The organism is Halomonas elongata, assembly GCF_029081005.1.
GTDB lineage: Bacteria > Pseudomonadota > Gammaproteobacteria > Pseudomonadales > Halomonadaceae > Halomonas > Halomonas elongata_B.
Map to the genome: position 1 here is coordinate 281,342 of NZ_JAJQTQ010000001.1, position 25,536 is coordinate 306,877.

The 25,536-nt window shown below is 64.5% G+C and carries 27 protein-coding genes and 1 tRNA gene; 20 read left to right on the top strand and 8 right to left on the bottom strand.

The genetic code is table 11. The features are described from left to right. Window positions 1–8 precede the first annotated feature (8 nt). The 6 genes from LU493_RS01290 to LU493_RS01315 form a co-directional block, all read right to left on the bottom strand. Window positions 9–629: a LysE family translocator gene (locus LU493_RS01290; protein WP_275285965.1), complete on the bottom strand. Its 621-nt coding sequence runs from the start codon at window positions 627–629 to the stop codon at window positions 9–11. Between the two features lie 65 nt (window positions 630–694). Beyond that, window positions 695–1,102, bottom strand: coding sequence for a nucleoside diphosphate kinase regulator (gene rnk / locus LU493_RS01295; protein ID WP_275285966.1), 408 nt, complete (start codon window positions 1,100–1,102; stop codon window positions 695–697). A gap of 175 nt (window positions 1,103–1,277) precedes the next feature. Next, a complete protein-coding gene (locus tag LU493_RS01300; protein ID WP_275285967.1) occupies window positions 1,278–1,574 on the bottom strand; it encodes a YciI family protein in 297 nt (98 codons plus the stop codon). 396 nt (window positions 1,575–1,970) lie between these two features. Further along, entirely contained in the window at window positions 1,971–2,276 is a 306-nt protein-coding gene (locus LU493_RS01305; protein ID WP_275285968.1) for an addiction module antidote protein, read from the bottom strand. Beyond that, window positions 2,273–2,605: a type II toxin-antitoxin system RelE/ParE family toxin gene (locus tag LU493_RS01310; RefSeq protein ID WP_275285969.1), complete on the bottom strand. Its 333-nt coding sequence runs from the start codon at window positions 2,603–2,605 to the stop codon at window positions 2,273–2,275. Before LU493_RS01310 ends, LU493_RS01305 begins: the two co-directional genes overlap by 4 nt. 184 nt (window positions 2,606–2,789) lie before the next feature. Continuing rightward, a tRNA-Leu gene (locus LU493_RS01315) sits at window positions 2,790–2,876 on the bottom strand. 140 nt (window positions 2,877–3,016) lie between these two features. Here LU493_RS01315 and queA point away from each other — a divergent pair. The 5 genes from queA to secF all read left to right on the top strand — a co-directional run bounded on the left by queA (window position 3,017) and on the right by secF (window position 8,665). Beyond that, window positions 3,017–4,057 (top strand): tRNA preQ1(34) S-adenosylmethionine ribosyltransferase-isomerase QueA, encoded by a 1,041-nt coding sequence (queA, locus tag LU493_RS01320; RefSeq protein ID WP_275285970.1) that lies wholly within the window; start codon window positions 3,017–3,019, stop codon window positions 4,055–4,057. A 145-nt stretch (window positions 4,058–4,202) separates the two neighbouring features. After that, entirely contained in the window at window positions 4,203–5,321 is a 1,119-nt protein-coding gene (gene tgt, locus LU493_RS01325) for a tRNA guanosine(34) transglycosylase Tgt (RefSeq protein WP_275285971.1), read from the top strand. An 81-nt stretch (window positions 5,322–5,402) separates the two neighbouring features. After that, window positions 5,403–5,741, top strand: coding sequence for a preprotein translocase subunit YajC (gene yajC / locus LU493_RS01330; RefSeq protein WP_275285972.1), 339 nt, complete (start codon window positions 5,403–5,405; stop codon window positions 5,739–5,741). 137 nt (window positions 5,742–5,878) lie between these two features. After that, window positions 5,879–7,729, top strand: a complete 1,851-nt coding sequence (gene secD, locus LU493_RS01335; RefSeq protein WP_275285973.1) for a protein translocase subunit SecD — start codon at window positions 5,879–5,881, stop codon at window positions 7,727–7,729. 9 nt (window positions 7,730–7,738) lie between these two features. Continuing rightward, window positions 7,739–8,665: a protein translocase subunit SecF gene (secF, locus tag LU493_RS01340; RefSeq protein WP_275285974.1), complete on the top strand. Its 927-nt coding sequence runs from the start codon at window positions 7,739–7,741 to the stop codon at window positions 8,663–8,665. 110 nt (window positions 8,666–8,775) lie between these two features. Here the strand turns inward: secF and LU493_RS01345 are convergent, their stop codons facing one another. Both LU493_RS01345 and LU493_RS01350 read right to left on the bottom strand, forming a co-directional pair. Beyond that, entirely contained in the window at window positions 8,776–9,123 is a 348-nt protein-coding gene (locus tag LU493_RS01345; RefSeq protein WP_275285975.1) for a hypothetical protein, read from the bottom strand. A gap of 169 nt (window positions 9,124–9,292) precedes the next feature. Beyond that, window positions 9,293–10,087 carry an inositol monophosphatase family protein gene (locus LU493_RS01350; RefSeq protein WP_275285976.1) on the bottom strand — a complete coding sequence of 265 codons (795 nt, stop codon included), beginning with the start codon at window positions 10,085–10,087 and terminating at the stop codon, window positions 9,293–9,295. 160 nt (window positions 10,088–10,247) lie between these two features. On the opposite strand from LU493_RS01350, the gene LU493_RS01355 reads away from it, so the two are divergent. The 15 genes from LU493_RS01355 (at window position 10,248) to LU493_RS01425 (ending at window position 25,479) form a co-directional block, all read left to right on the top strand. Then, window positions 10,248–10,991 (top strand): RNA methyltransferase, encoded by a 744-nt coding sequence (locus tag LU493_RS01355; protein ID WP_275285977.1) that lies wholly within the window; start codon window positions 10,248–10,250, stop codon window positions 10,989–10,991. A gap of 74 nt (window positions 10,992–11,065) precedes the next feature. Continuing rightward, window positions 11,066–11,938, top strand: a complete 873-nt coding sequence (cysE, locus tag LU493_RS01360) for a serine O-acetyltransferase (protein WP_428994503.1) — start codon at window positions 11,066–11,068, stop codon at window positions 11,936–11,938. Window positions 11,939–12,046: 108 nt separating this feature from the next. Next, a complete protein-coding gene (locus LU493_RS01365) occupies window positions 12,047–12,514 on the top strand; it encodes an Rrf2 family transcriptional regulator (RefSeq protein ID WP_275285979.1) in 468 nt (155 codons plus the stop codon). A gap of 46 nt (window positions 12,515–12,560) precedes the next feature. Continuing rightward, window positions 12,561–13,709, top strand: a complete 1,149-nt coding sequence (locus tag LU493_RS01370; protein WP_275285980.1) for an IscS subfamily cysteine desulfurase — start codon at window positions 12,561–12,563, stop codon at window positions 13,707–13,709. Window positions 13,710–13,730: 21 nt separating this feature from the next. Continuing rightward, entirely contained in the window at window positions 13,731–14,057 is a 327-nt protein-coding gene (locus tag LU493_RS01375) for a HesB/IscA family protein (protein ID WP_275285981.1), read from the top strand. 174 nt (window positions 14,058–14,231) lie between these two features. Further along, on the top strand, window positions 14,232–14,657 hold the full coding sequence (gene ndk, locus LU493_RS01380) for a nucleoside-diphosphate kinase (RefSeq protein WP_275285982.1): 426 nt from the start codon (window positions 14,232–14,234) through the stop codon (window positions 14,655–14,657). Between the two features lie 150 nt (window positions 14,658–14,807). Then, window positions 14,808–15,935 carry a 23S rRNA (adenine(2503)-C(2))-methyltransferase RlmN gene (gene rlmN, locus LU493_RS01385; RefSeq protein WP_275285983.1) on the top strand — a complete coding sequence of 376 codons (1,128 nt, stop codon included), beginning with the start codon at window positions 14,808–14,810 and terminating at the stop codon, window positions 15,933–15,935. Between the two features lie 111 nt (window positions 15,936–16,046). Beyond that, on the top strand, window positions 16,047–16,769 hold the full coding sequence (gene pilW, locus LU493_RS01390; RefSeq protein ID WP_275285984.1) for a type IV pilus biogenesis/stability protein PilW: 723 nt from the start codon (window positions 16,047–16,049) through the stop codon (window positions 16,767–16,769). 30 nt (window positions 16,770–16,799) lie between these two features. Next, window positions 16,800–17,861, top strand: a complete 1,062-nt coding sequence (locus LU493_RS01395; protein WP_275285985.1) for a RodZ domain-containing protein — start codon at window positions 16,800–16,802, stop codon at window positions 17,859–17,861. A gap of 5 nt (window positions 17,862–17,866) precedes the next feature. Beyond that, window positions 17,867–18,982, top strand: coding sequence for a flavodoxin-dependent (E)-4-hydroxy-3-methylbut-2-enyl-diphosphate synthase (gene ispG / locus LU493_RS01400; RefSeq protein ID WP_275285986.1), 1,116 nt, complete (start codon window positions 17,867–17,869; stop codon window positions 18,980–18,982). A gap of 24 nt (window positions 18,983–19,006) precedes the next feature. After that, entirely contained in the window at window positions 19,007–20,293 is a 1,287-nt protein-coding gene (gene hisS / locus LU493_RS01405; RefSeq protein ID WP_275285987.1) for a histidine--tRNA ligase, read from the top strand. A 30-nt stretch (window positions 20,294–20,323) separates the two neighbouring features. Next, window positions 20,324–20,983, top strand: coding sequence for a YfgM family protein (locus LU493_RS01410; RefSeq protein WP_275285988.1), 660 nt, complete (start codon window positions 20,324–20,326; stop codon window positions 20,981–20,983). Then, on the top strand, window positions 20,980–22,128 hold the full coding sequence (gene bamB, locus LU493_RS01415; RefSeq protein ID WP_275285989.1) for an outer membrane protein assembly factor BamB: 1,149 nt from the start codon (window positions 20,980–20,982) through the stop codon (window positions 22,126–22,128). The genes LU493_RS01410 and bamB overlap by 4 nt, the downstream gene beginning before the upstream one ends. After that, window positions 22,125–23,528 (top strand): ribosome biogenesis GTPase Der, encoded by a 1,404-nt coding sequence (gene der / locus LU493_RS01420; protein WP_275285990.1) that lies wholly within the window; start codon window positions 22,125–22,127, stop codon window positions 23,526–23,528. Before bamB ends, der begins: the two co-directional genes overlap by 4 nt. A gap of 340 nt (window positions 23,529–23,868) precedes the next feature. After that, window positions 23,869–25,479: a BCCT family transporter gene (locus LU493_RS01425; RefSeq protein ID WP_275285991.1), complete on the top strand. Its 1,611-nt coding sequence runs from the start codon at window positions 23,869–23,871 to the stop codon at window positions 25,477–25,479. Window positions 25,480–25,536: the final 57 nt, after the last annotated feature.

Consider the following 25,536-nt stretch of genomic DNA (forward strand, 5'->3'; position numbering starts at 1 on the left):
CCTCGATGTCACCCACCGATGGGGCCCAGGGCGACCCGCAGCGCCAACGCCAGCAGCAGTACACCGGTGGCTCGATTGATCCAGTGAGCGCGGGCCTGCAGCCAGGGCAACACCCGGGAGTGGGAGAGCCCGACGGCCACCAGCACATACCAGCCACCGTCGATGATCATGGCCGTGAACACGATGATCGCGCGAGCCGCCAGGCTCATGTCCGGCGTCACGAACTGGCTGAGCAGGGCGACGAAGAACAGGATGAGCTTGGGGTTGCCAAGCGCCACCAGCATCCCTTCGCGTGCCGCCTGCATGCCTGAAGTGGCCATGGCATCCGCATCGAGCGCACCCGCTCGCCCGGCACGCAGGGCCTTGATACCCAGCCAGGCCAGATAGGCCGCGCCCGCCCAGGTGATCGCCTGGAACAACGTCGGGAAGCTCACGATCAGCGCCCCCAGGCCCCAGACGGTCAGCAACGCATAGAGCCCGACTCCCAGCGCGTGGGACAAGGCCGCGGCTACACCCGGCATGCGTCCGCCGCCGAGCGTATGGCGCAGCACCAGCGCCAGGCTCGGTCCGGGCGACATGGCCCCCATGGCGCAGACGGCCGCCAGCGACAGCCAGAGTGAAAGAGGCATGAGCATTCTCCATGGAGCTTGAACGTGGTAAGGGGTACCAACGCGCAAGCGTTGCGGAACAGCGCTTAACGGTGGAACTGCCCCTCTCGTTCCGGCTGCCAGAGGATGGCGTCGACGCGAAGCGACGTACGCTCCCCGCCGGGTAGCGGCCACTCGATGACATCACCGACACGTAGACCGAGCAGTGCCGCACCGACCGGCGCCATGACCGAGACACCGTCCTCGGTGGCGTCCAGCGAACGAGGGTATACCAGGGTCCGCACGATCTCACGTTCTCGCGTCAGATCGGTGAAACGCACCTGGCTGTTCATGCTGATCACATCCGTCGGGATTTCCTCCGGATCGAGCACTTCGCCACGCTCCAGTTCCTCCTCCAGAGCACGCGCCACGGCATCGTCGCCGGCCGCATCGATGAGCCGTTGCAAGCGCTCGGCATCGAGCCGATTGATGATCAAGGGGGGACGCACCGCCATATGAGCCTCCTTGCCAGACGTGGCGTACGGGGTACCAATAAGAACAGCCCTCTAACCGTTAGCAGAAAAAGGGCCGCACTACCGCCACCCTACGCCATCCTCGCGAGGAAGGACAGGACGGCGCCATCACGTTCATACCGAGGCTGCACAAGCATTAGCGAGGGAAATGGCTGGTTCATGAGCTAGGGTCGAACAGCTTCACTTCGCTGATCTCGACCTGCTCCCAGACCTGCCCCGTCATGTATGGCTCGACCTCGAGCCATGCTTCCAGTTCGCGTCGATCAGGAAACTGGAAATGCGCATTCGACCCGATCATTTTACCGTGGTCGTCCAGAATGACCCCGCCGCTAATGAAACGACCCTGTCGGGCAAGCCTGCGAAGGCCATCCAGGTGGGATTGCCGACACACCATGCGTCGCTCTAGAGCGCCTCCATCCTTGTAGTCGTAAGCGACCAATGCATATTGCTTCACACACGGCTCCTAGCTGTAACGAAATGAGTGGCAAATAAAACTCACCGTCCATTCCAACCGGATTACAGGTCAAGTCCCTGACAGGCCATGGGAGCTGCGGCCAACGTCACGGCATGCAGCATCCTCGCCATCGCTGGCGGACACAACGTGGACACTTGAGAAGTTTCTAAAGAAATCAGAGCGCAGGAGGGAAAGTGCGCGCTTGATCAAGGTGGTGCCGGTGGTCGGACTCGAACCGACACGCCTGTTACAGCGGCGGATTTTGAAGCCGACGCATACTCATATAAATCAATGTTTTGCGGAGAAAATTGGCGAAAAACCCAATACCCGTCCCAATACCCGAAATGCGCTTGGATGCATCCGGATGCGACTTTTTGCCGGGGGCAGACCCCCCACTTAGGGGGCATGGTGCGTCAGGTCGTGGAAGTGAATACCGGTCGCCTTGATGACGGCGGTCATGGTGCTCAGGGTTGGATTGCCCTTCGGGGACAGCGCCCGGTACAGGCTTTCGCGCGACACCTGGGCCCGTTCGGCCACAGCCGCCATGCCGCCCCTGGCCTCCACCACATGGCGAAGCGCCATCAGAAAGGCCGATTCGCCGCCCTCCTCGTCCAGCTCGTCAAAGGCGGTGCGCAGGTAATCAAGCGCCATGTCCGGCTCATCGCGCAGCATTTGGGTTACAGCATCGTCATGACTTTTCATGTGCGGGCTCTCCTTCGGTGGTCTGCCAGAAACGCTTTCGCCTGCTCTATGTCGGCTTGCTGGCGCTTCTTTGTACCGCCGATCAACAACATCACCAGGCGCTGGCCTACCTTGGCGTAGTAAACGCGATAGCCAGGTCCGTAGTCGATGCGCAGCTCGAGCACCCCGTTACCCACGGCCTTGGTATCACCGGCATTGCCTGCCGCCAGTCGGTTGAGGCGAGTCAGCACCCGCATGGCGGCCTGACGATCCTTGATCTTGGTCGCATCCAGCCAGGCCTGAAATGGATCATGGCCGTCAGCGGTCAGGTAGTGCGTCAGCTCCATCATGGAGCTATTGTAGCTTAAAAGCTACGAAAAGGGGCCGGCTTATCGTCCGATACCAGAATATCCGGCTTCGAATGGGCACAACTCAAGTTCGCACCAAAGCTCCATTGACATGATGTTGACACTGGAGGGAGTTCCAAATGAACCAAGACGCAAGAGGAAGGGAAAGTAAGCGCTTGATGTAAAGTGGTGCCGGTGGTCGGACTCGAACCGACACGCCTGTTACAGCGGCGGATTTTGAATCCGCTGCGTCTACCAATTCCGCCACACCGGCAACGGCGTTGCATTATACGGAGCCAGCGAGGCAGGTCAATCTCCACCCTGACTTCGCTGTCGCGAAGCGGTATCCTATGCGGCTTGCCAGCCTGGCTGGTGGTTCCGTCCATGCTTCATCCTGATCAACCGAGTCACGCCATGCAGCGCGCCGATTTCCATTACGAGCTTCCCGAGGCGCTGATCGCCCGTTACCCCTCCGAGCAACGCAGCGACTGTCGCCTGCTGTGCGTCGACGGCGCCAGTGGTGCACTCGATCATCGTCGTTTCCCCGAGCTGGTCGACAAGCTCGAGCCCGGCGATCTGCTGATCTTCAACGACACCCGCGTGATCCCGGCACGGCTGCATGGCCACAAGGCCAGTGGCGGCCGCGTGGAGATGCTGCTCGAGCGCCCTCTGGATGCCCACCGTGGCCTGGCCCACCTGCGCTCGAGCAAATCGCCCGGGGTAGGCACCGAGCTGACCTTCGAGGGCGGTATCCAGGCCGTGGTCGAAGGCCGGCGCGAGGCGCTGTTCGAGCTGCGTTTCCTCGGCGAGACGCCATTGATCGCGCTGCTGGAGCGTCACGGCCACATGCCGTTGCCGCCCTACATCACCCGAGAAGATGAGCTTTCCGATCGAGACCGCTATCAGACCGTCTACGCCAGGCGCGATGGGGCCGTGGCCGCTCCCACCGCCGGCTTGCATTTCGATGAGCCGCTGCTGGAACGTCTCGCCGCCAACGGTATCGAGAGCGCCTTCGTGACCCTGCATGTGGGCGCCGGCACCTTCCAGCCGGTGCGCGTCGACGACATCCGCGAGCACGAGATGCACAGCGAATGGATCGAGGTCTCCGAGGCGGTCTGTGAGCAGGTGCGGGCCACTCGCGCCCGGGGCAATCGCATCATCGCCGTTGGCACCACCAGCGTGCGCTGCCTGGAAAGCGCCTGCCTGAAGAGTGACGATGGCGAGATCGCGCCCTACAGCGGCGAGACCGATATCTTCATTTACCCGGGCTATGAATGGCGCGTGGTCGACGCCCTGGTCACCAACTTCCACCTGCCGGAGTCGACCCTGCTGATGCTGGTGTCCTCATTTGCCGGCTACGACACGGTAATGAACGCCTATCGAGAGGCGGTGCGCGAAGCGTACGCCTTCTTCAGCTATGGCGATGCCATGTTCCTTACACGCAAGACGCCTTGAGGTCGGCCATGCTGCGTTAAACGCTGTCTCAAAACCCTCATTTACTTCCGTAAACTCCGAGTTTTTCGACAGCGTCTGCCTTGCCTGACCTTCCTCAGGGCGCCTTGTCACAGCGTTGAGATCTTCCATGCGAGACGAATGCTTCATGAACTTCGAACGCCTGGCCAGCGATGGTCGGGCGCGCCGCGGCCGGCTGACCTTCCCCAGAGGGACAGTCGAGACGCCCGCTTTCATGCCGGTCGGGACCTATGGCACCGTCAAGGGCATGACGCCCCAGTCAGTGAAGGAGATCGGTGCCGAGATCATCCTCGGCAATACCTTCCACCTGTGGCTGCGCCCGGGCACCGAGGTCATCGAGGCCCACGGCGATCTGCACGACTTCGCCCAGTGGGACAAGCCGATTCTCACCGACTCGGGCGGTTTCCAGGTGTTCTCGCTCGGCGAGATGCGCAAGATCACCGAGCAGGGCGTGCATTTCCGTTCGCCGGTGGATGGCGCCAAGGTCTTCATGGGCCCGGAGGAGTCCATGGCAGTGCAGCGTTCGCTCGGGTCCGACATCGTGATGATCTTCGATGAATGCACGCCCTATCCCGCAACCTTCGAGGACGCCAGGCGCTCCATGGAAATGTCGCTGCGCTGGGCACAACGCTCGCGCGATGCGCACGGGGACTCGCCCTCGGCGCTGTTCGGTATCATTCAGGGCGGCATGTACCCGGCACTGCGCGAGGCCTCCCTGAAGGGGCTCGATGACATCGGTTTCGACGGCTATGCCATCGGCGGCCTGTCGGTGGGCGAGCCCAAGGAAGAAATGCTCGAGGTGCTCGACTACCTGCCGGAATGGATGCCGGACGACAAGCCACGCTACCTGATGGGCGTCGGCAAGCCGGAAGACCTGGTCGAAGGCGTGCGTCGCGGGGTCGACATGTTCGACTGCGTGATGCCGACCCGCAACGCCCGCAACGGTCACCTCTTCACGGCCAAAGGCACCGTCAAGATCCGCAACGCCAGGCATCGTCACGACACCGGGCCTCTGGAAGAGGGGTGCGATTGCCATACATGCCAGAACTTCTCGCGCGCCTACCTGCATCATCTGGATCGCTGCGGCGAAATGCTCGGCTCGATGCTCAATACTGTCCATAACCTGCGCCATTATCAGCGCCTGATGGCTGGTTTGCGCGGTGCCATCGAAGCGGGTACATTGGCCAACTTCGTGGAAGGGTTCTACGCGCAGCGCGGCCTGCCGGTACCTCCCGCACCGAATTGACGGTTGGCCGGCCCCGGAGGCCAGCCGCCGGGCGCCGCCACGGCGCCACTTTGTTTACCACGACTCAGGAGATTGTCGTAAATGCTGGACTTCTTCATTTCCCCGGCCCTGGCCCAGGACGCCGGTGGCGCGCCGGGCGGTGGCATCGCCCAGATCGTGATGCTGGTCGGCTTCGTGCTGATCTTCTACTTCCTGCTGTGGCGCCCCCAGGCCAAGCGGGCCAAGCAGCACAAGAAGTTGATCTCCGGCCTCTCCAAGGGTGACGAGATCGTCATCGGCGGTGGCATGCTGGGCCGTATCACCAAGGTCAGCGAGGACAGCGAGTTCCTGTCCATGGAAATCGCCGAGGGCACCGAGGTCAGCGTGCAGAAGAACGCCGTGGCCACCGTCCTGCCCAAGGGCACGCTCAAGTCCATCTGATCGGACATGCCCGCGCCGCCATGCTGCGCGGGCTGCCCTGCGACCACCGAGGCGGGGCCCGGCCGACCGGCTCCGCCCGGTGCTCGTGATGACGCAACGCCCGTCTCCATCATCAGCAACCTGAGGGCAGGGCCCCCATGCTCAACCGTTACCCCCTGTGGAAGTATCTGCTGATACTCCTCGTCCTCGTCGTCGGCCTGATCTACGCCCTTCCCAACCTCTTCCCCGAGGATCCGGCGGTGCAGATCAGCAGTGACAGCGGCGAATTCACGCTCGACGAACGACGACTCGATCGTCTCGAGACCTCCCTGGAGGAATCGGGCATCGCCATCCAGTCCGCCGAACGCCAGCCCAAGAGTGTCCTGATCCGGATCAAGAACGCCGACGACCAGGCCAGAGCACGTGACCTGCTCAGCGACTCGCTCGGTGAAGACTATGTGGTGGCGCTGAACCTCGCCGAATCCACGCCTTCCTGGCTGGAGTCGCTGTCCGCCTCGCCCATGACACTCGGCCTCGACCTGCGCGGCGGCGTCCACTTCCTGCTCGAAGTCGACATGGATGCCGCCATCACCCAGCGCCTGGAATCCGACGCCAGCGCCATGCGCACCACCTTGCGCGACGAGCGGCTGCGTTATCGCAATACCGATCTCGGCGAGCGTTCGATCAGCATGGACTTCATGAACGCCGAAGACCGCGACGAGGCGCGCCGGTTGATCGCGCCCGAATATCCCGAGTTCGATTACAGCAACGTCGAGCGGACGCGTGGTGCCGGCCTGGAGATGACCCTGACCGACGCCTCCATCGACGAGATCCAGGACTACGCGGTCAACCAGAACCTGACCACACTGCGCAACCGGGTCAACGAGCTGGGCGTTTCCGAGCCGCTGGTGCAGCGCCAGGGACCGAATCGCATCGTCGTCGAACTTCCCGGGGTTCAGGATACAGCCGCCGCCAAGCGCATCATCGGTGCCACGGCCAACCTGGAGTTCCGCCTCGAGGCAAGACCCGACACCCCGGAGCCCGAAACCGAGACCTTCCCGTTCCGCAATAATGAGGCGCGCACCGCGACCCTGATGCAGGACGTGATCATTACCGGCGACCGGGTCTCGAACGCCAACCGCAGCTTCGATGAAAATGGTCGCCCCCAGGTCAACATCGACCTCGACGGCACGGGTGGCACCCTGATGAACCGCGCCACCCGCACCAACATCGGGCGCAACATGGCGGTGCTGTTCATCGAGCACAATTCCCGCGAGCGCACGGTGATGGAGAACGGCGAGGCAACCACCGTTCGCACGCAGAGCACCGATCGCGGCATCATCAGCCTGGCCACCATCCAGAGCGCACTGGGCAACAGCTTCCGCATCACCGGCCTGGAATCGCCCACCGAGGCGGCCGACCTGGCGCTGCTGCTGCGCTCCGGCTCGCTGGCCGCGCCGATGTACTTTGCACAGGAACGCACCATCGGCCCGAGCCTCGGCGCCAAGAACATCGAACGCGGCATCCTGTCCGTTCAGGTCGGCCTGCTGCTGGTGGTGCTGTTCATGCTGGTGCGTTACCGGGTGTTCGGGGTGTTCGCCAATATCGCCCTGGCGCTCAACCTGACCTTGCTCGTCGCCGCCATGTCACTGCTCGGCGCCACCCTGACCCTGCCGGGCATCGCCGGTATCGTGCTGACGCTCGGCATGGCAGTGGACGCCAACGTCTTGATCTTCGAGCGTATCCGCGAGGAATTGCGCAACGGACTCTCGGTGCAGCAAGCCATTCACGCCGGTTACGAGCGCGCCTTCTCGTCGATCGTCGACGCCAACATCACCACCCTGCTGGTGGCGTTGATCCTGTTCTCGATCGGCACCGGGCCGGTCAAGGGCTTCGCCGTGACCCTGTCACTGGGCATTCTGACCTCGCTGTTCACCGCACTGCTGGTGACCCGCGCCATGGTCAACCTGTGCTACGGCGGCAAACCGCTCAAGAAGCTCTGGATATAAGAGGTGGTCATGCAATCCCTCATCAATCGACAGTTCGACTTCATGGGCAAGCGCCGCTATGCCTTCATCGTCTCGGCGGCACTGCTGCTGGTGTCGGTGGTCGCGATGCTGCTTCAGGGCCTCAACCTGGGGCTCGACTTCACCGGCGGCACTCTGGTCGAGGTCCGCTACGCCACGGCACCGGCGCTGAACGCCGTACGTGAAACCCTGGAGGCCGCCGGCTTCCAGGACGTTGCCGTGCAGACCTTCGGCGCCTCCACCGAGGTACTGATTCGCCTGCAGCAAGCCTTCGATGCCGGCGTCGGCGACCAGGTCGTCGAACTGCTCCGCCAGGGCGGCAGCAACGTGGACCTGGTACGCGCCGAGTTCGTCGGCGCCCAGGTCGGCGACCAGTTGCGCGACCAGAGCGGCATGGGCATGCTGGTGGCACTGGGCATCGTCATGCTCTACGTGGCCTTCCGCTTCCAGTACAAGTTCGCCATCGGCGCCCTGCTGGCCCTGGTGCACGATGTCATCATCGTGGTCGGCGCCTTTGCACTGTTCGGCTTCGAGTTCGATCTGACGGTACTGGCCGCGATATTGGCGGTGATCGGTTACTCGCTCAACGACACCATCGTGGTCTACGACCGCATCCGCGAGAACATCCGCAAGTCGCGTATCGACGACATGCCGGCGATCTTCAACGAGTCCATCAACCAGACCCTGTCTCGCACCCTCGCGACATCCGGCACCACCCTGCTGGTGCTGCTGGCCCTGGTGTTCCTGGGCGGCGACATGATCCACTTCTTCGCCGTGGCCCTGCTCATCGGCATCACGGTCGGGACCTTCTCGTCCATCTATGTCTCCGCCGCCCTGCTGCTGCCGCTCAAGCTGCAGCGCGTGGACCTGATGCCGGCGCAGAAGGAAGACACGGAAGCCGAGGAAGAGCTGCCCTGATCGATCTCTCGCGGACGGCCTGACGAAAAAGAGCCACCCGGCATGCTGCCGGGTGGCTCTTTTTTCATCTCGATATCTCGACGGTGGCGCCGGGGCGCCACCGCGCGACCCTAGGCGACGCCCTGGGCGTCGGCATCGGGACGAAACACTTCCCGGGCATGGTGGTACAGCACACCGGCATAGCCATTGCGCTGCATCACCTTGAGGATCTTGGCGGGGTTCTCGTCATCGAGGGCGCGACGCAGCTTGTCCCGCTGCTCGTCATCGAGGGCCTCGTGCCAATGGTACGGCTCGCCATTCGCGCTGGCCGCCTCGGCACGACGCATCAAGTCCATCTCGACGCGTCCACCGTAGCGGTACAGGAGGTCATAGCCTTCCTGGAGGTGCAGAGCAGGCACATCACAGGGCTTGTCCAGGCTTTCCAGCACGTTGTAGTAGTAATAGCTGAGCGGTTGCATCGTCACTCCTCTCGCGGGTGGTGTTCATGATCCGGCGAGGCCGGGGGGCATGAAACCGACGACCCGAAAGGTCGCCGGATACCTTCAACGTACACCGACTCACCGATCTCGAACAGTCTCGAGAACGTTACGAGATGTTGTCACGACGCCCTGCCCCGACAGAGGCCAATCAGAAATGAGGCTTGAGCTGTTTCACCAGCGCCTTGTAAAGGCGCGGACCGGCCGCCATCAGCGGCTGGCTGGCCGACACCGACGGCTGACCGTCCGGCGTTCCCATCAAGGCGCCGGCTTCCTTGAGCAGCAGCGAGCCGACCTGCAGGTCCTGCTCATCGAGGCCGAGAACGAAGGCAGCATCGGCGCGTCCCGACGCCAGCTCGGCCATATCCAGCAGGCCACTGCCGGACGCCCGCATCTGCTCGACGCGGGGCGCCAACTGCTGTGTCAGGGTCAGGTGAGCAGGCAGCAGCCGGGAGCGCAGCTCGCTCTCGGGCAGCCCCATGGCGATGCGCGCACCGTCGATCGTGTAATGCTTGGGGACACGAATACGCTTGCCATTGAGCTGGGCACCACGCCCACGGCTCATCAGGTATTCGTCATCGCTGAAGGGACAGATCACCACCGCATGCTCCGGACGGCCCTTGACCAGGCATACCAACGACAGAGCGAAGCCGGGGGCGGCAACCGTGAGGTTGGAATATCCATGGACGGGTTCGATGCGCCACAACACGTCGCGGCCTTCGCCCTCGCCTTCGCGATGCGGCGTATAGCGGCCAACGACACCGTGTTGTGGATAGCCTCGCGCCAGCTGACGCAGGATCAGCGTCTCGGCATTACGGGCCGTATCCTCGAGCAACTTGTCGAGATTGTGTTCTTCATGAGCGTTTTCGATGCGCTCGCGAATGCGCAGGAATTGCTCGCCGGCACTGCGCGAGGCACGCAGTGCGAATTGGACCATCGGATGCATGATCGGGCCTTGGGGAGTCTCGGTGATGTTAAAGAACGGATCGGCGCGCATCCTAGCAGAAGCACGAGTCCTGCGCCACGCGCTCGAAGCTCGAAGCTCGAAGCCAACATGCTAGACTGCGGCTTCTCCGACCTTCAACAGCCCCAACCGGAAGTTCCCCATGCTCGAGCGCATACGCATCGTCCTGATCGGCACCAGCCACCCCGGCAACATCGGCGGCACCGCGCGTGCCATGCACAACATGGGACTCGAGGACCTGGCCCTGGTCGCGCCGCGCTGCGAACCGCTCACGGCGGACACCGTCTCCAGAGCCTCCGGCGCCGACACTCTGGTCCATGGCGCCAGAGTGGTCGACAACCTGGAAGATGCGGTCGGCGACTGCACCCTGGTGGTAGGCGCCAGCGCTCGCTCGCGCACCCTCCCCTGGCCGATGATCACCCCGCGCGAGTTGGGCGAACGCTTGCCGACCGAACTCGCAGCAACACAGGGTCGGGTCGCCCTGGTCTTCGGTCGCGAGGACAGCGGCCTGACCAACACCGAGATGCAGCGCTGCCATGCCCATGTGCACATCCCCACCAATCCGGACTTCAGCTCCTTGAACCTGGCCGCCGCCGTCCAGGTGCTGACCTATGAATGCCGCCTGGCCTGTCAGGCCGAGGCGCCCGATACAGCCGAACCGGATCCGGCTCCACTGGCGACCCACGAGGAGCTCGAGCACTACTTCACGCACCTGGAACGCACCCTGATCGCCATCGGCTTTCACGATCCGGCCATGCCCCGCCAGTTGATGGCGCGGCTGCGTCGCTTCACCCTGCGGGCTCGCCCGGAACGCATGGAGCTCAATATCCTGCGCGGCGTCCTCTCCGCCACGGAGCGCCAGGTCGAACATCGCAAGGACGAGTGAACCACTGCTTGAACCCCGCTCGAGCGGCCCTCACTATGAAAGACAACGACTCGCCCCTACCCAAGGATCGCCGCATGTTTCAACGTCTGCGCGAGGACATCAACAGCGTATTCGCCCGTGACCCGGCGGCACGCAACTTTCTGGAAGTGCTGACCAACTACCCGGGCCTGCATGCGCTGCTGCTCCACCGCCTGAGCCATTGGCTCTGGCACCGTGACCTCAAGTGGCTGGCCCGCACCCTCTCGACCCTGGGACGCTGGTTGACCGGCATCGAGATCCACCCGGGGGCCAGCATCGGCCGACGCTTCTTCATCGACCATGGCATGGGGGTGGTGATCGGTGAAACCGCCGATGTCGGCGACGATGTCACCCTCTATCAGGGCGTGACCCTGGGGGGAACCAGCTGGAACCATGGCAAGCGCCACCCGACCCTGGGTGACGGCGTGATCGTCGGCGCCGGCGCCAAGATCCTCGGCCCCTTCACCGTGGGTGCCGGTGCCAAGGTCGGCTCCAACGCCGTGATCACCAAGGAGGTGCCGGCCGGCGCCACCGTGGTGGGCATTCCCGGCAAGGTGGTGCAACGCAGCGACCCCGACCAGGATGAAGCCCTCCAGGTCGACCCCGAGCGCCGCGAAGCCATGTGCCGCAAGTTCGGCTTCGACGCCTATGGTGTCAGCCAGGACATGCCCGACCCCGTGGCGCGCTCCATGCAGGCGATGCTCGACCACATGCATGCCGTGGACGAGCGCATCGAGCGCATGTGCTCCACCCTGCACCAGATCGACGCCAGCTTCCGCGACGGCCGGCTGCCGGAACTGCGTGACGAGGATTTCGCCGACATCCTCGACGACGTCGACAGCTGCTGCCCACCGCCCGAGAAGGATACAGACGCCGACACGCCACACCGCGAGAAAGACACGGCGAGTGATCGCCATGGCAATGGTTGACCACAACACTGGGTCTTTATCATAATGCCCTATCCACCCGGCGCCTTCATCGGCGCCGGGACGATCAACGACCACCGACGTCCGCACCGGTGCCGAGGTGAATGCCCCATGCGCCTGACCACCAAGGGACGCTACGCCGTCACCGCCATGCTCGACCTGGCGATGCATGCCGACGAGGGGCCGATCTGCCTCGCCGATATCGCCAGGCGTCAGGACATCTCGCTGTCCTATCTCGAGCAGCTGTTTGCTCGGCTACGGCGCAACGGCCTGGTGGACAGCGTGCGAGGCCCCGGCGGCGGTTACCTGCTGACCCTGTCGCCGGAAGCCATCTCGGTGGCACAGGTGATCGACGCCGTGGACGAGTCGGTGGATGCCACCCGTTGCGGCGGCCTGTCGGATTGCCAGCAGGGCGACACCTGTCTCACCCACCACCTGTGGAACGAGCTGTCCGAACAGATCCACGGATTCCTCGACGGCGTCACCCTGGGCCACCTGGCCCGTCGCGACGAATTCCGGGCCATCGCCACGCGCCAACGCCGCGTCGCCGATGATCAGATCCCGGCCTCATCGCCCTGAGCCGACGGCCCGGCCGTCTCCGATTCGCTATCACCGTTCCGAGCCCATGAGCGCACCCATCTATCTCGATTATGCCGCCACCACCCCCGTCGACCCCCGAGTCGCCGAGGTCATGAGCCGTCACCTCACGCTCGACGGTGTCTTCGCCAATCCGGCCTCGCGCAGTCACATGCCCGGCTGGCAGGCCGAGCAGGCCGTCGAGAGCGCACGGCGCCAGGTCGCCGACCTGATCGGCGCCGATCCCCGCGAGATCGTCTGGACCAGCGGTGCCACCGAGGCCGACAACCTGGCGCTGACCGGCATCATGCGCGCCAACAGGGAAAAGGGCCGCCACCTGGTGACCTCGACCGTCGAACACAAGGCGATCATCGACACGGCCCGGACCCTGGAATCGGAAGGCGTCGAGGTCACCTGGCTGACGCCCGGAGAGGACGGCCGCATCGCCCCCTCGGCACTGCATGACGCCCTGCGCGACGACACCGTACTGGTCTCGCTGATGGCGGTGAACAACGAACTGGGCACGATCAACGACCTGGCGGACCTGGCCGAAGTGACGCATGCTGCAGGCGCCCTCTTTCACACCGACGCCGCCCAGGCGGTGGGGCGCCTGCCGCTGGATGTGGCGCAGACCGGCACCGACCTGATGTCGCTCTCCGGCCACAAGGCCTATGGCCCCAAGGGCATCGGGGCGCTCTACGTGAAGCGCGACCCGGACATCCGCGTGGAAGCACTGATCCATGGCGGCGGGCATGAACGCGGCATGCGTTCAGGCACGCTGCCGACTCATCAGATCGCCGGCATGGGGGAGGCCTTCGCCATTGCCGGACGCGAGGGCAAGACCGACCAGGCACGCATCCAGGCCCTGCGCAGTCGCCTTCTCGCCGGGATCGACGACCTCGACGGCATCCGGCTCAATGGCGCCGGAGAGGTCTCGGTGCCCAACATCCTCAACCTGGCCTTCACCGGAGTCGACGGCGAATCGCTGTTGATGGCACTGCGCGACATCGCCGTGTCCACCGGCTCGGCCTGCAACTCTGCCAGCGTCGAGCCATCCTATGTATTGAAGGCGATCGGCGTTCCCCGGCAGCTGGCGCTGGCCTCATTGCGTTTCAGCCTCGGCCGCTTCACCACCGAAGACGATATCGACCGTACCATCGCCACTCTGCGGCATGCCCTGACCGGGCTACGCCGCTAACTCATCGAGCAGGAGGCCACCATGGCGAACCTTTCCATCACTACCGCCGCCGCCGAACAGATCCACCGAGTGCTCGACGAGCGTGGACACGGCCTGGGCCTGCGCGTCACCGTCAAGCCCAGTGGCTGCTCGGGCTACAGCTATGTACTCGACTTCGCCGACGAGGCATCGAACGATGACGTGGCCTTCGAGGAACACGGCGTCAAGGTCTTCGTCGCGCCGGACGCCCTGGAAATGCTCGATGGCAGCGAGGTCGACTATGTTTCGGAAGGCCTCAACCGCTTCTTCCGCTTCAACAACCCCAACGTCAAGGATGAATGCGGCTGCGGCGAGAGCTTCAGCGTCTGAGCGCACCATGTGACGCGAATTGTCCATCACCACCTCGGGGCGGTATACTCTGCGCCCATTCGGCTTCGGCGCATGGCGCCGAACCGCACGAACCACAAGCCCAGCGCCGCCCTGGTTCCCCCGGGGCGGCGCTGGGCTATCACTGCCTGATACCCAGACTGGAGAGCACGCCACATGGCCACTGAACGCACCCTGTCCATCATCAAGCCCGACGCCGTCGCCAAGAACGTCATCGGCGAGATCGAAAGCCGTTTCGAGAAGGCCGGCCTGCAGATCGTCGCCGCCAAGATGCTTCACCTCTCCCGGGAGCAGGCCGAGGGCTTCTACGCCGAGCACAAGGAGCGTCCCTTCTTCGGTGACCTGGTCGGCTTCATGACCTCCGGTCCGGTCGTGGTTCAGGTGCTCGAAGGCGAGAACGCCATCGCCGCCAATCGCGACCTGATGGGGGCCACCAACCCCAAGGAAGCCGAGGCCGGCACCATTCGCGCCGACTATGCTCAGTCCATCGACGCCAACGCCGTCCATGGCTCCGACTCGCCGGAGTCCGCGGCACGCGAAATCGCCTACTTCTTTGAAGACGGCGAGATCTGCTCCCGCTGAGGGAAGGCTGATTTATTGCTGCGCTCCGGCGGTGGCCAACCCGGCATCGCTTGCGACATGAATCAGCAGTTCCCTTGTGGAATGGCAGGTATTCTGCCGAGCGGGGGCGAAGCGCCCCCGCACCTTGCCCCAACGACCCGCTGACTGCCCATGACCGCTGATACCGTCCCACAACGCCTCAACCTGCTCGGCATGACGCGCGAGGAAATGGAAGCCTTCTTCCTTTCCATCGGCGAGAAGAAGTTCCGCGCCGCCCAGGTGATGAAATGGATTCACCAGGAGGGCTGCAGCGACTTCGCGTCCATGACCAACCTGTCCAAGGCCCTGCGTACGCACCTTTCCGAGGTCGCCGAAATACGCGGACCGGGCGTGGTCTACGAAGGCACCTCCACTGACGGAACCCGCAAGTGGGTCCTGGAAGTCGAGGATGGCAGCTACGTCGAGACGGTGCTGATCCCGGCCGATAACGGTAAGCGCCGCACGCTGTGCGTCTCTTCCCAGGTCGGCTGCTCGCTGGACTGCAGCTTCTGCTCCACGGGCAAGCAGGGCTTCCAGCGCAATCTCACCGCCGCCGAGATCATCGGTCAGGTGTGGGTCGCCAGCAACAGCTTCGGGCCGCGCCACGATACGGCCAATCGTCCCGTCACCAATGTGGTGATGATGGGCATGGGCGAGCCGCTGCTGAATTACGACAACGTCGTGCCGGCGATGAAGCTGATGCTCGACGACAACGGCTACAGCCTCTCCAAGCGCCGCGTCACCCTTTCCACCTCCGGGGTGGTGCCGATGCTCGATCGCCTGGGCGACGAGCTCGACGTGAGCCTGGCCATTTCTCTGCATGCCGCCAACGACGAGCTGCGCAGCGAACTGGTGCCGCTCAACCGCAAGTACAACATTCGCACCCTGCTCGATGCCTGCCAGCGTTACCTGGCCAAGTGCGATGACACCCGAATGGTCACCATCGAGTACACCCTGATCAAGGACGTCAACGATCAGCAGGAACATGCCCGCCAGCTCGCCGAGCTGCTGCAGGAGCTGCCCAGCAAGATCAACCTGATCCCGTTCAACCCTTTCCCGCATTCAGGGTACGAGACACCGTCGCGCAACCAGGTGAAGCGCTTCCAGCAATGGCTCGCCGATCTCGGTTACACCGCACCGATCCGTTCCACCCGTGGCGACGACATCGACGCGGCCTGCGGACAGTTGGTGGGGCGCGTCAAGGACCGTACGCGTCGCCACGAGCGCTACATCCAGTCGATCCAGCTCGACGCCGATTGAGCCGGGTCACGTCTTGACTTCAATCGGGCACGACGCTTTGATGGTCAAGCTTTTTTCACCATCGGCCAGGCGTCGTGCCGCCCGCCGCCACGACGCCCCAACGAGGATGCCATGACGGGTCGCCCGAGTCTCGCCGGCTACCGACAGTACCGCATCGCGGTCCTCTTGATCGGCGCTCTCTGGTTGAGTGGTTGCGCCATGCGCGCCGACCAGCCCCCGCGAGATGCCGACCCGGCCGGTGCCTACACGCGTCTCGGCGAGGCCTATCTGGCCCGTGGCGATCTGCCGCGCGCCTCCGAGGCTCTCGGTCGTGCCCTGGAACTGGCACCCGGCGACGCCGAAGCGCGACAGGCGATGGCCATCGTGCATCAGCGCCGGGGCGACGACGCCCTGGCCGACGAAAGTTTTCGTGCGGCGCTGCGCGATGCTCCCGATCTTGCCCGGGCACGCAACAACTACGCCGCCTTCCTGTATGATCAGGGACGTATTCGAGAGGCGTGTCATCAGTTACAACGCGCGAGCGAGGACAACCACTACGCCAACCGGGCCCAATTGCTCGTCAATCTGGGGCGCTGCCAGCACGCGGCCGGCGACGAAGCGGCGGCACGAGCCAGCTTCGAACATGCCTTGCGCCTCGACCCCGGCCGGCCCGACGGTCATCTGCGCCTCGCCGAGCTCGATGTCGCGCAAGGGCGATTCGCGAGCGCCGAACGGCACCTGGAACGTTATCGGCGCCAAGCGGGATCGGACGCGGCATCGGCTCGTCTGGCCGACGATATCGCTCGCGCCCATGGCGAGCATGATCGGCCGGCAATCTCGCGAGGCACGCCCTGAGCCCTGTTTTCCAATGAAGGATGCCACGCCATGAGCGACACACCCCTCCAGGAACCCGACGCTGTCACGCCCCAGGCCTCGCCTGGCGAGCTGTTGCGTCGGGAGCGGGATACCCTGGAACTATCGCGCGAGGAGGTCGCCGCGGCCCTCAACCTGCGCCCGGCCGTGATCGATGGCCTGGAGCGCGACAGTTACGAGGAGATCCCGATCGCCACCTACCGGCGCGGCTACCTGCGTAGCTACGCCAATCTGCTCGGCCTCGACGAGGAGCGGGTACTGGCGGCCTACAAGGCACACTTCGGGAAGGATGACCTCGAGCAGAAAGTCACTCCCGTGCACATCGTCAACAAGCCCCCCTCACGGATCGGGGCCTGGCTGTTTCGCCTCGCCACCCTGGTGGTCATCGCCGGCCTGATCGGCCTGACGCTGATGTGGTGGCAGAGTCGTGGCGGCAGTCAGCCGCCGTCGCCCAGCGACAGCGCGCCGGTCGCCGTCGACGGCCTCGACGGCAGCTCCGCCGTCACCGAGAGCGGTACCAGTGGCACGACGCCCCCGGCTCCCGAGGAAACCACCGAGGCGTCGCCCCCCACTCAGGCGCCGGCCGAGGACGAGACCGATGCCTCGGAGGCACCGACGGACGGCGAGCCGAATCTGCTGGGAACAACCGACCAGGCAGCGGTCGCCGAGGCACCGTCCGAAGCCACGACGGCTGACGCGTCAACGACAGAGGAAGAGGATGCAACGGCGGAGGGCGACGACACCTCTGCCGGCGATGCCGCCACCGACGATGCCTCCGCCGACGACGAAGGCACGGACGTTGCCGAGTCCGACCAGGCGACGCAGGCCGATCCTCGGGTGCTGAACCTGACCTTCAACGAACAGTCCTGGACCGAGATCTTCGACGCCAACGAGCAGCGTGTCTTCGTCGGTCTGCAGGAACCCGGCACCACGGCACGGGTCGAGGGCGATCCGCCCTTTCGCCTGACCGTGGGCAATGCGACCGGCGTCGAACTCAGCTGGGGTGGCGAAACCGTCGACCTGAGCGAGCGCGCCGGGGCCAACAATGTCGCTCGCTTCACCCTGGGAGAGTGAGTCTCATGCACGCACCATCGCCCATCCAACGACGTCAATCTCGCCGCATCCATGTCGGTGACGTACCGGTCGGAGGCGGCGCCCCCATCTCCGTGCAGAGCATGACCAATACCGACACGCTCGATGTGGACGCCACCGTGGCGCAGATCCAGCAACTGGAGAACGCCGGCGCCGATATCGTGCGCGTCTCGGTGCCGACCATGGACGCCGCCGAAGCCTTCGGGCGCATCAAGCGCGCCTCGCAGGTTCCCCTGGTGGCCGATATCCACTTCGACTACCGGATCGCCCTGCGCGTTGCCGAGCTCGGTGTCGACTGCCTGCGCATCAACCCGGGCAACATCGGCCGCGAAGATCGTGTCGCCGCGGTGGTCGGCGCCGCCCGCGACAACGGCATCCCGATTCGCATCGGGGTCAATGCCGGTTCTCTCGAGAAGGATCTGCAGAAGAAGTACGGCGAACCGACCCCGGCGGCACTGGTCGAATCCGCCATGCGTCACATCGACCACCTCGACCGCCTCGACTTTCCTGATTTCAAGGTCAGCGTCAAAGCGTCCGATGTCTTCATGGCAGTGGCCGCCTATCGCGAGCTCGCCACGCGCATCGAGCAGCCGCTGCATCTCGGCATCACCGAAGCCGGTGGCCTGCGTTCGGGCACCGTCAAATCCTCCATCGGACTGGGCATGTTGCTGATGGACGGCATCGGCGACACCATTCGTGTCTCGCTTGCCGCCGACCCGGTCGAGGAGGTCAAGGTCGGCTTCGACATGCTCAAGAGCCTGAGCCTGCGTGCCAAGGGCATCAACTTCGTCGCCTGCCCGAGCTGTTCGCGACAGAACTTCGATGTCATCGGCACCATGAACGCCCTCGAGGAGCGCCTGGAAGACGTGCTCACGCCGCTGGACGTCTCGGTCATCGGCTGCGTGGTCAACGGCCCGGGCGAGGCCAAGGAAAGCGACATCGGCCTGACCGGCGGCACCCCCGCCAACCTCGTCTACATCGACGGCAAGCCGGCCAGCAAATTGCGCAACGACCATCTGGTCGACGATCTCGAACGATTGATCCGTGACAAGGTCCGCGAGAAGCAGCAGGCGGAAAAGGACGTGATCGCCCGGGACGCCTGATCCCGGCACGTGAAGGAGCCATCATTGAGCAAGAACATCCAGGCCATTCGAGGCATGAACGACCTGCTGCCGGCGCAAGCGCCCCTGTGGCAGTACTTCGAGCAACAGGTTCGCGCGCTGATGGGGCGTTACGGGTATGACGAAATCCGTACCCCCATCCTCGAGCAGACCGCACTCTTCAAGCGCTCCATCGGCGAAGTCACCGACATCGTCGAAAAGGAGATGTATACCTTCGATGACCGCAACGGCGACAGCCTGACGCTGCGACCCGAGGGCACGGCAAGCTGCGTGCGTGCCGCCATGGAGAACGGTCTGCTGCACAACCAGACCCAGCGCCTCTGGTACCAGGGCCCGATGTTCCGCCATGAACGCCCCCAGAAGGGCCGCTATCGCCAGTTCCACCAGATCGGCGTGGAGACCTTCGGCCTCGAGGGACCGGATATCGATGCCGAAGTGATCCTGCTGTCGGCCCGCCTGTGGAAGCAGCTCGGCCTGTTCGAGCACGTCACCCTGGAGCTCAATTCCCTGGGGTCGCCGGAAGCCCGCGCCGCCTATCGCGACAAGCTGGTGAACTACTTCGAGACGCACATCGATGTGCTCGACGAGGACTCCCGCCGGCGCCTGTCCACCAACCCGCTGCGCATCCTCGATTCCAAGAATCCGGCCATGGCGGACATGCTGGCCGACGCGCCGCGCCTGATGGACCACCTGGACGATGCCTCCCGGGACCACTTCGAGCGCCTCACGGCCATCCTCGACACCGCCGGCATCGAGTACGTGATCAATCCTCGCCTGGTACGCGGGCTGGACTATTACTCGCGTACCGTCTTCGAGTGGACCACCGAAGCGCTGGGCAGCCAGGGCACGGTGTGTGCCGGCGGTCGCTACGACGGTCTCGTCGAGCAGCTCGGCGGCAAGCCGGTGCCGGCGGTCGGCTTCGCCATGGGCATCGAGCGGCTGATCCTGCTGCTCGAGACCCTGGAGCTCGTTCCCGAGGCCGTCCTCGATACCCTGGATGTCTACCTCTTGCCGATGGGCGACGCCGCCGAGGCCGCGGCCCTGGAGCTGGCCGAGCAGTTGCGCGACGAGCTGCCGACGCTGCGCCTGCAACTCCACTGCGGTGGCGGTGGCTTCAAGAGCCGCATCCGCAAGGCCGACAAGAGTGGCGCACGCCTGGCACTACTGCTCGGCGAAGAGGAACTCGCCGAGAACGCCGTCACTCTCAAGTTCCTGCGCGAGCAGCGTGAGCAGCGCCGTCTCGACCGCAACGCACTCGCCCCGGCCCTCGCCGACCTCTTGTCGGAAGCCTGACGGACCGCACATCGAATAAGGAGGCCGCCCGTGGCGGAACTGAGAACCGAAGAAGAACAGCTGGAAGCCATCAAGCGCTGGTGGAAGGAAAACGGCATTTCCTTGCTGGCCGGCGCGGCGATCGCCGCCGCCGGTGTCTTCGGCTGGAAGGCCTGGCAGGATTATCAGGCCGGCCAGGCCGAGGCCGCCTCCCAGCGTTACCAGCAACTGCTGACCCTGAGCAGCCAGGAGCAATTGGATGACGCGGCCCGTGGCCGGGCGGAGGAACTGGTCACTACCCTCACCGAGGAGCATGACGGCAGCCTCTATGCCGACATGGCCCTGCTGCTGTCGGCACGCCTGTCGGTAGAAGGTGGCGATCAGGCCGCGGCACGCGAGGCCCTGGAAGGGCTGATCGCCGACAGTGAACACGCCTACCTCACCGGCCTGGCACGACTCCGGCTGGCGCGTCTTCAGGTTGCTGCCGATGAGGCCGACGCGGCCCTGGAGACCCTCGACGGCGCGATCCCCGCCACCTTGTCCGCCCAGCAGGCGGACATCCGCGGTGATGCCCATTTCGCCCTGGGCCGGACCACCCAGGCCCGTGATGCCTGGCGCGAAGCCCTGCGGCTCGCCGAAGACGGCGATCGTCCGCTCTACGGCGTACAACTCAAGCTCGACAACCTGGGCGTTCAGGAGACCACGTCATGAAACCGACTCTGGCGATCGCCGCAACCGCGGCACTGGGGCTGCTGGCAGGCTGCGCCGGCAAGGTGGATTCGCAGGATCCGCCCCGCGAACTGCAGGACATCTCTCACAGCACGTCCGTGAACACTCTCTGGGACGAGCAGATCGGCGACGGCCTGGGGATGGGCGGTTACACCCTCTCTCCCGCCCGGGACGACGATACGCTGTTCGCCGCCGACCAGCACGGTCTGGTGATGGCACTCGACGCCAACACCGGCGAGGTTCGCTGGGAGCAGGAACTCGGCGATGGTGCATCCAGTGGCCTGACCGCCGAATCCGGCAAGGTCTATCTCGGCACCCGCAACGGCGATGTCGTGGCCCTGGACCAGTCCAGCGGCGAGGAAGTCTGGCGGTCGCGCGTCAGCAGCGAGGTGCTCTCCGCCCCCCAGATCAACAATCAATTGGTGGTGGTGCAGACCATCGACGGTAATGTCACCGCCCTGGAACGCGGCAGCGGCGCGGAACGCTGGGTCTATACGGCATCACGCCCCTCGTTGACCCTGCGCGCCACCGGCACGCCGCGGATCATCGACGCGGTCACCTTCGCCGGCCTGGCCAACGGTCAACTGGTCACCATCGAGAACGGCAGTGGCCGGGCCCTCTGGGAGCGTCGCATCGCCACGCCCGAAGGGCGCAGCGACATCGAGCGCTTGGTCGACCTGGCCGGTCAGCCGGTGCTGACCCCCGATGGCCGCCTCTATGTCACCAGCTACAATGGCCGCCTGGTCGCTCTTCAGGCGACCAGTGGCCAGGTGTTGTGGTCCCGGGACGTATCCAGCTACCAGACACCGGTTCTGGTCGGCGAGACCCTCTACGTCGTCGATGCTGACAGCCACCTGGTCGCCCTGTCGGCCAGCAACGGCGACGAACAGTGGCGCCTCGACGATCTCGAGGACCGCCAGCTGACAGCCCCTGCCTTCGCCGATGGCCGCCTGGTAGTGGGCGATTTCGAGGGCTATCTACACTTCATCGACGCCGAGAACGGCACCCTGGTCGGCCGTACCGAGATCGACGGCTCCGGTGTCAGCGTACGCCCGCTTACCGATGGCAAGCGCGTCTATGCCCTGGCCGACGACGGTAGCCTGGAGGCTCTGGAACTCAACCCATGAATCCCGTGATCGCCCTGGTCGGGCGCCCCAATGTGGGCAAATCGACCCTGTTCAACCGCCTGACCCGCTCGCGCGACGCGCTGGTCGCCGACTTTCCTGGCCTGACCCGGGATCGCAAGTACGGCAACGGCCTGCTCGGCGGCAAGTCGTATACGGTCATCGACACCGGCGGTATCAGCGGTGACGAGGACGGCATCGACGCGGCCATGGCCGAACAGTCCCTGCAGGCCATCGACGAAGCCGACATCGTGCTGTTCATGGTCGATGGCCGCAGTGGCCTCAACGTGGCCGACGAGGCCATCGCCAATCACCTGCGTGTCAACCAGAAGAAGACCTGGCTGGTCGTCAACAAGACCGACGGCCTCGAGGAACACTCGGCCATGGCCGACTTCTGGCAGCTCGGCATCGGCGAACCGCGCTCCATCGCCGCGGCCCATGGCCGCAATGTCACCGCCCTGATCGAGGAGGTACTCGCGCCCTTCCCCGAGCGAGATGCAGACCTCCCCGCCGATACCGGCACCTCCGGCATTCGCATCGGGGTGATCGGCCGCCCCAACGTCGGCAAGTCGACCCTGGTCAATCGACTGCTGGGCGAAGAACGCGTGGTGGTCTTCGATGAGGCGGGCACCACCCGCGATGCCATCGAAATTCCCTTCGAGCGTCGCGGCAAACCCTATGTGCTGGTCGACACGGCCGGCGTGCGACGCCGCAAGAACGTCCGCGAAGTGTCCGAGAAGTTCTCGATCATCAAGACCCTGGAAGCCATCAAGGAGTGCCATGTCGCCATCATGGTACTGGATGCCAGGAGCGGTCTGGTCGAGCAGGACCTGCACCTGCTCGATTACGTGCTGACCAGCGGTCGGGCCCTGGTGCTGGCGGTCAACAAGTGGGATGGCCTGGAGAGTGAGGCCAAGGAACGCATGCGCGCCGAGGTCAAGCGCCGCCTGGGATTCGCCGACTATGCCGAGCTGCACTTCATCTCGGCGCTGCACGGCACCGCAGTAGGCGACCTCTATCCCTCGGTCGAGCGGGCCTTCGAATCGGCCAACAGCCACTGGTCGACCAACCGCCTGACCAACATCCTTCAGGATGCGGTAGAGCAACACCAGCCGCCGATGATCCATGGCCGCCGCATCAAGCTGCGCATGGCCCACCAGGGCGGCACCAACCCGCCGATCATCGTGGTTCACGGCAACCAGACGGCCTCGCTGCCCGAAGCCTACAAGCGTTACCTGACCAACACCTTCCGCAAGGTGCTCAAGGTGCGCGGCACGCCGATGCGCTTCGAGTTCCGTTCGGGCAAGAACCCCTACGACAACATGGCCGGCGCCAACGATCGCGAGAAGGCCAAGAAACGCGAGCTGGACCGTACCCGGTCGGCGCGACGCGGTCGACGCTGAGCCCCGTCCGCCTCGCACACGATATCTTCTCTTTTTCCCTCCCCACGCAGAAAAAAGCCTTGGCCCGCACGCCGACCATTGCCCCTGGTGAAGGGTCGGCGGCGCCATTCGTTTTGCGCGGCCCCGGCATGACTTGACGATTTTTCTGCTGCGCACGCCTTTCGAGGCCCACCCCCCGACGCGCCATGAGAATTCACCGTGAAGCGTGATTTCTCCGTGCGCTTCCGCTTTATAGCGCCACCCCATCACCACTTGTAGACTGCTTTCGTCATCGGTCGGCCATGGTTGGCCAACCTCCCTCCAGACGCTGCTGTACCAACAAGAATGCGGAGGCATCTACATGGAAAAACTCGCGAAACAGCTAGGATTGCGCACCGATCCCACCATCTTCTTCGTGTCGGCGGGCCTGATGCTGCTGTTCCTGCTGGCCCTGGTCATCGCACCGGACATCATTGGCGATATCTTCGCCGACGGTCGTGAATGGGTCGTCACCAACCTCGGCTGGTTCTTCATCTTCGGCGTGAGCATCTGGCTGATGTTCCTGCTGTGGGTGGCGCTTAGCCGTTACGGCAACATCCGCCTCGGCGGCGACGATGACCGCCCCGCCTATGGCAATATCTCATGGTTCACCATGCTGTTTGCCGGCGGCATCGGCACCGTGCTGATGTTCTGGGGGGTGGCCGAACCCATCTTTCACTTCTCCACACCGCCGCATGGCGAGATCGAGCCTCACTCGGTGGAGGCCGCCCGGGAAGCCATGGGCTTCTCCCTCTACCATCTGGGCCTGCATACCTGGACGATCTTCACCCTGCCGGGCCTTGCCTTCGCCTACTTCGTCTATCGCTATGACCTGCCCGTCAGGGTCAGTTCGGTCTTCTATCCGCTGATCAAGCAACGCATCTACGGACCGATCGGCAAGACCATCGATATCTTCGCGGTGCTCGGCACCCTGTTCGGCGTCGCGGTTTCCATCGGGCTCGGCACCTCGCAGATCAACGCGGGGCTGTCGGAGCTGTTCGGCGTCTCGGACGGCGTGACCACCAAGGTCATCATCATCATCGTGCTCACGGCGGTGGCCGTAGGGTCCATCGTCGGCGGGCTCGACAAGGGGGTGAAGATGCTGTCGAACCTCAATATCGGCATGGCGACGGGGCTGATGGTCTTCGTACTGCTGACCGGTTCGACGGTCTTCCTGCTGCGCGGCATCATCGAGACGCTGGGGATCTACATCTCCAATATCGTACCGCTGGCGTTCTGGAACGATACCCTGGCGCAGTACACCAGCGAGGACGGACGCTGGGGCTGGCAAGGCAGCTGGACGGTCTTCTACTGGGCCTGGACCGTGACCTGGTCGCCCTTCATCGGCCTGTTCGTGGCACGCATTTCCAAGGGACGCACCATTCGCGAGTTCGTGCTCGGCGTGCTGTTCGCCCCCTCGCTGTTCACCCTGGTGTGGTTCGCCATCTTCGGCTGGTCGGCCATGCAGATCGACGGCATCGGCGAGATTGCCCGGGCCGAGCTAGGTGAACAGGCCGGAGCCATGACCGCCGCCGTCATGGAGAGCGTCCCCCTGGCGATGTTCGCCTTCTTCGAGCATTTCCCCGCGGCGACCCTGATCCAGGGGCTGGCGGTGGTGATCGTGGCGATCTTCTTCGCTACCTCGTCGGATTCCGCCTCGCTGGTGATCGACCTGCTGTGCACCGGTGACACCGACCCGGGCCCGGTCCATCAGCGCGTGTTCTGGGGCGTGTCCGAGGGTGCGGTGGCCGCCATGCTGATCGTGCTGGCCGGCGATGCCGGACTGGAGGCGTTACAGCAGGTCATCACCGTCATCGGACTGCCGATCTTCGTGATGACCTTCGCCATGGTCTTCGCCCTGCTCAAAGGCTTCTTCAACGAGGACATGGCGGTCGTGCGTCCCAAGCGAGCGCCCTCGCTGGACAACTTCTAGCCGCTTCGAGGCTGACTCTGGATGTCAGCGCAGCGAGACAAGCGCCGCCCACCCGGG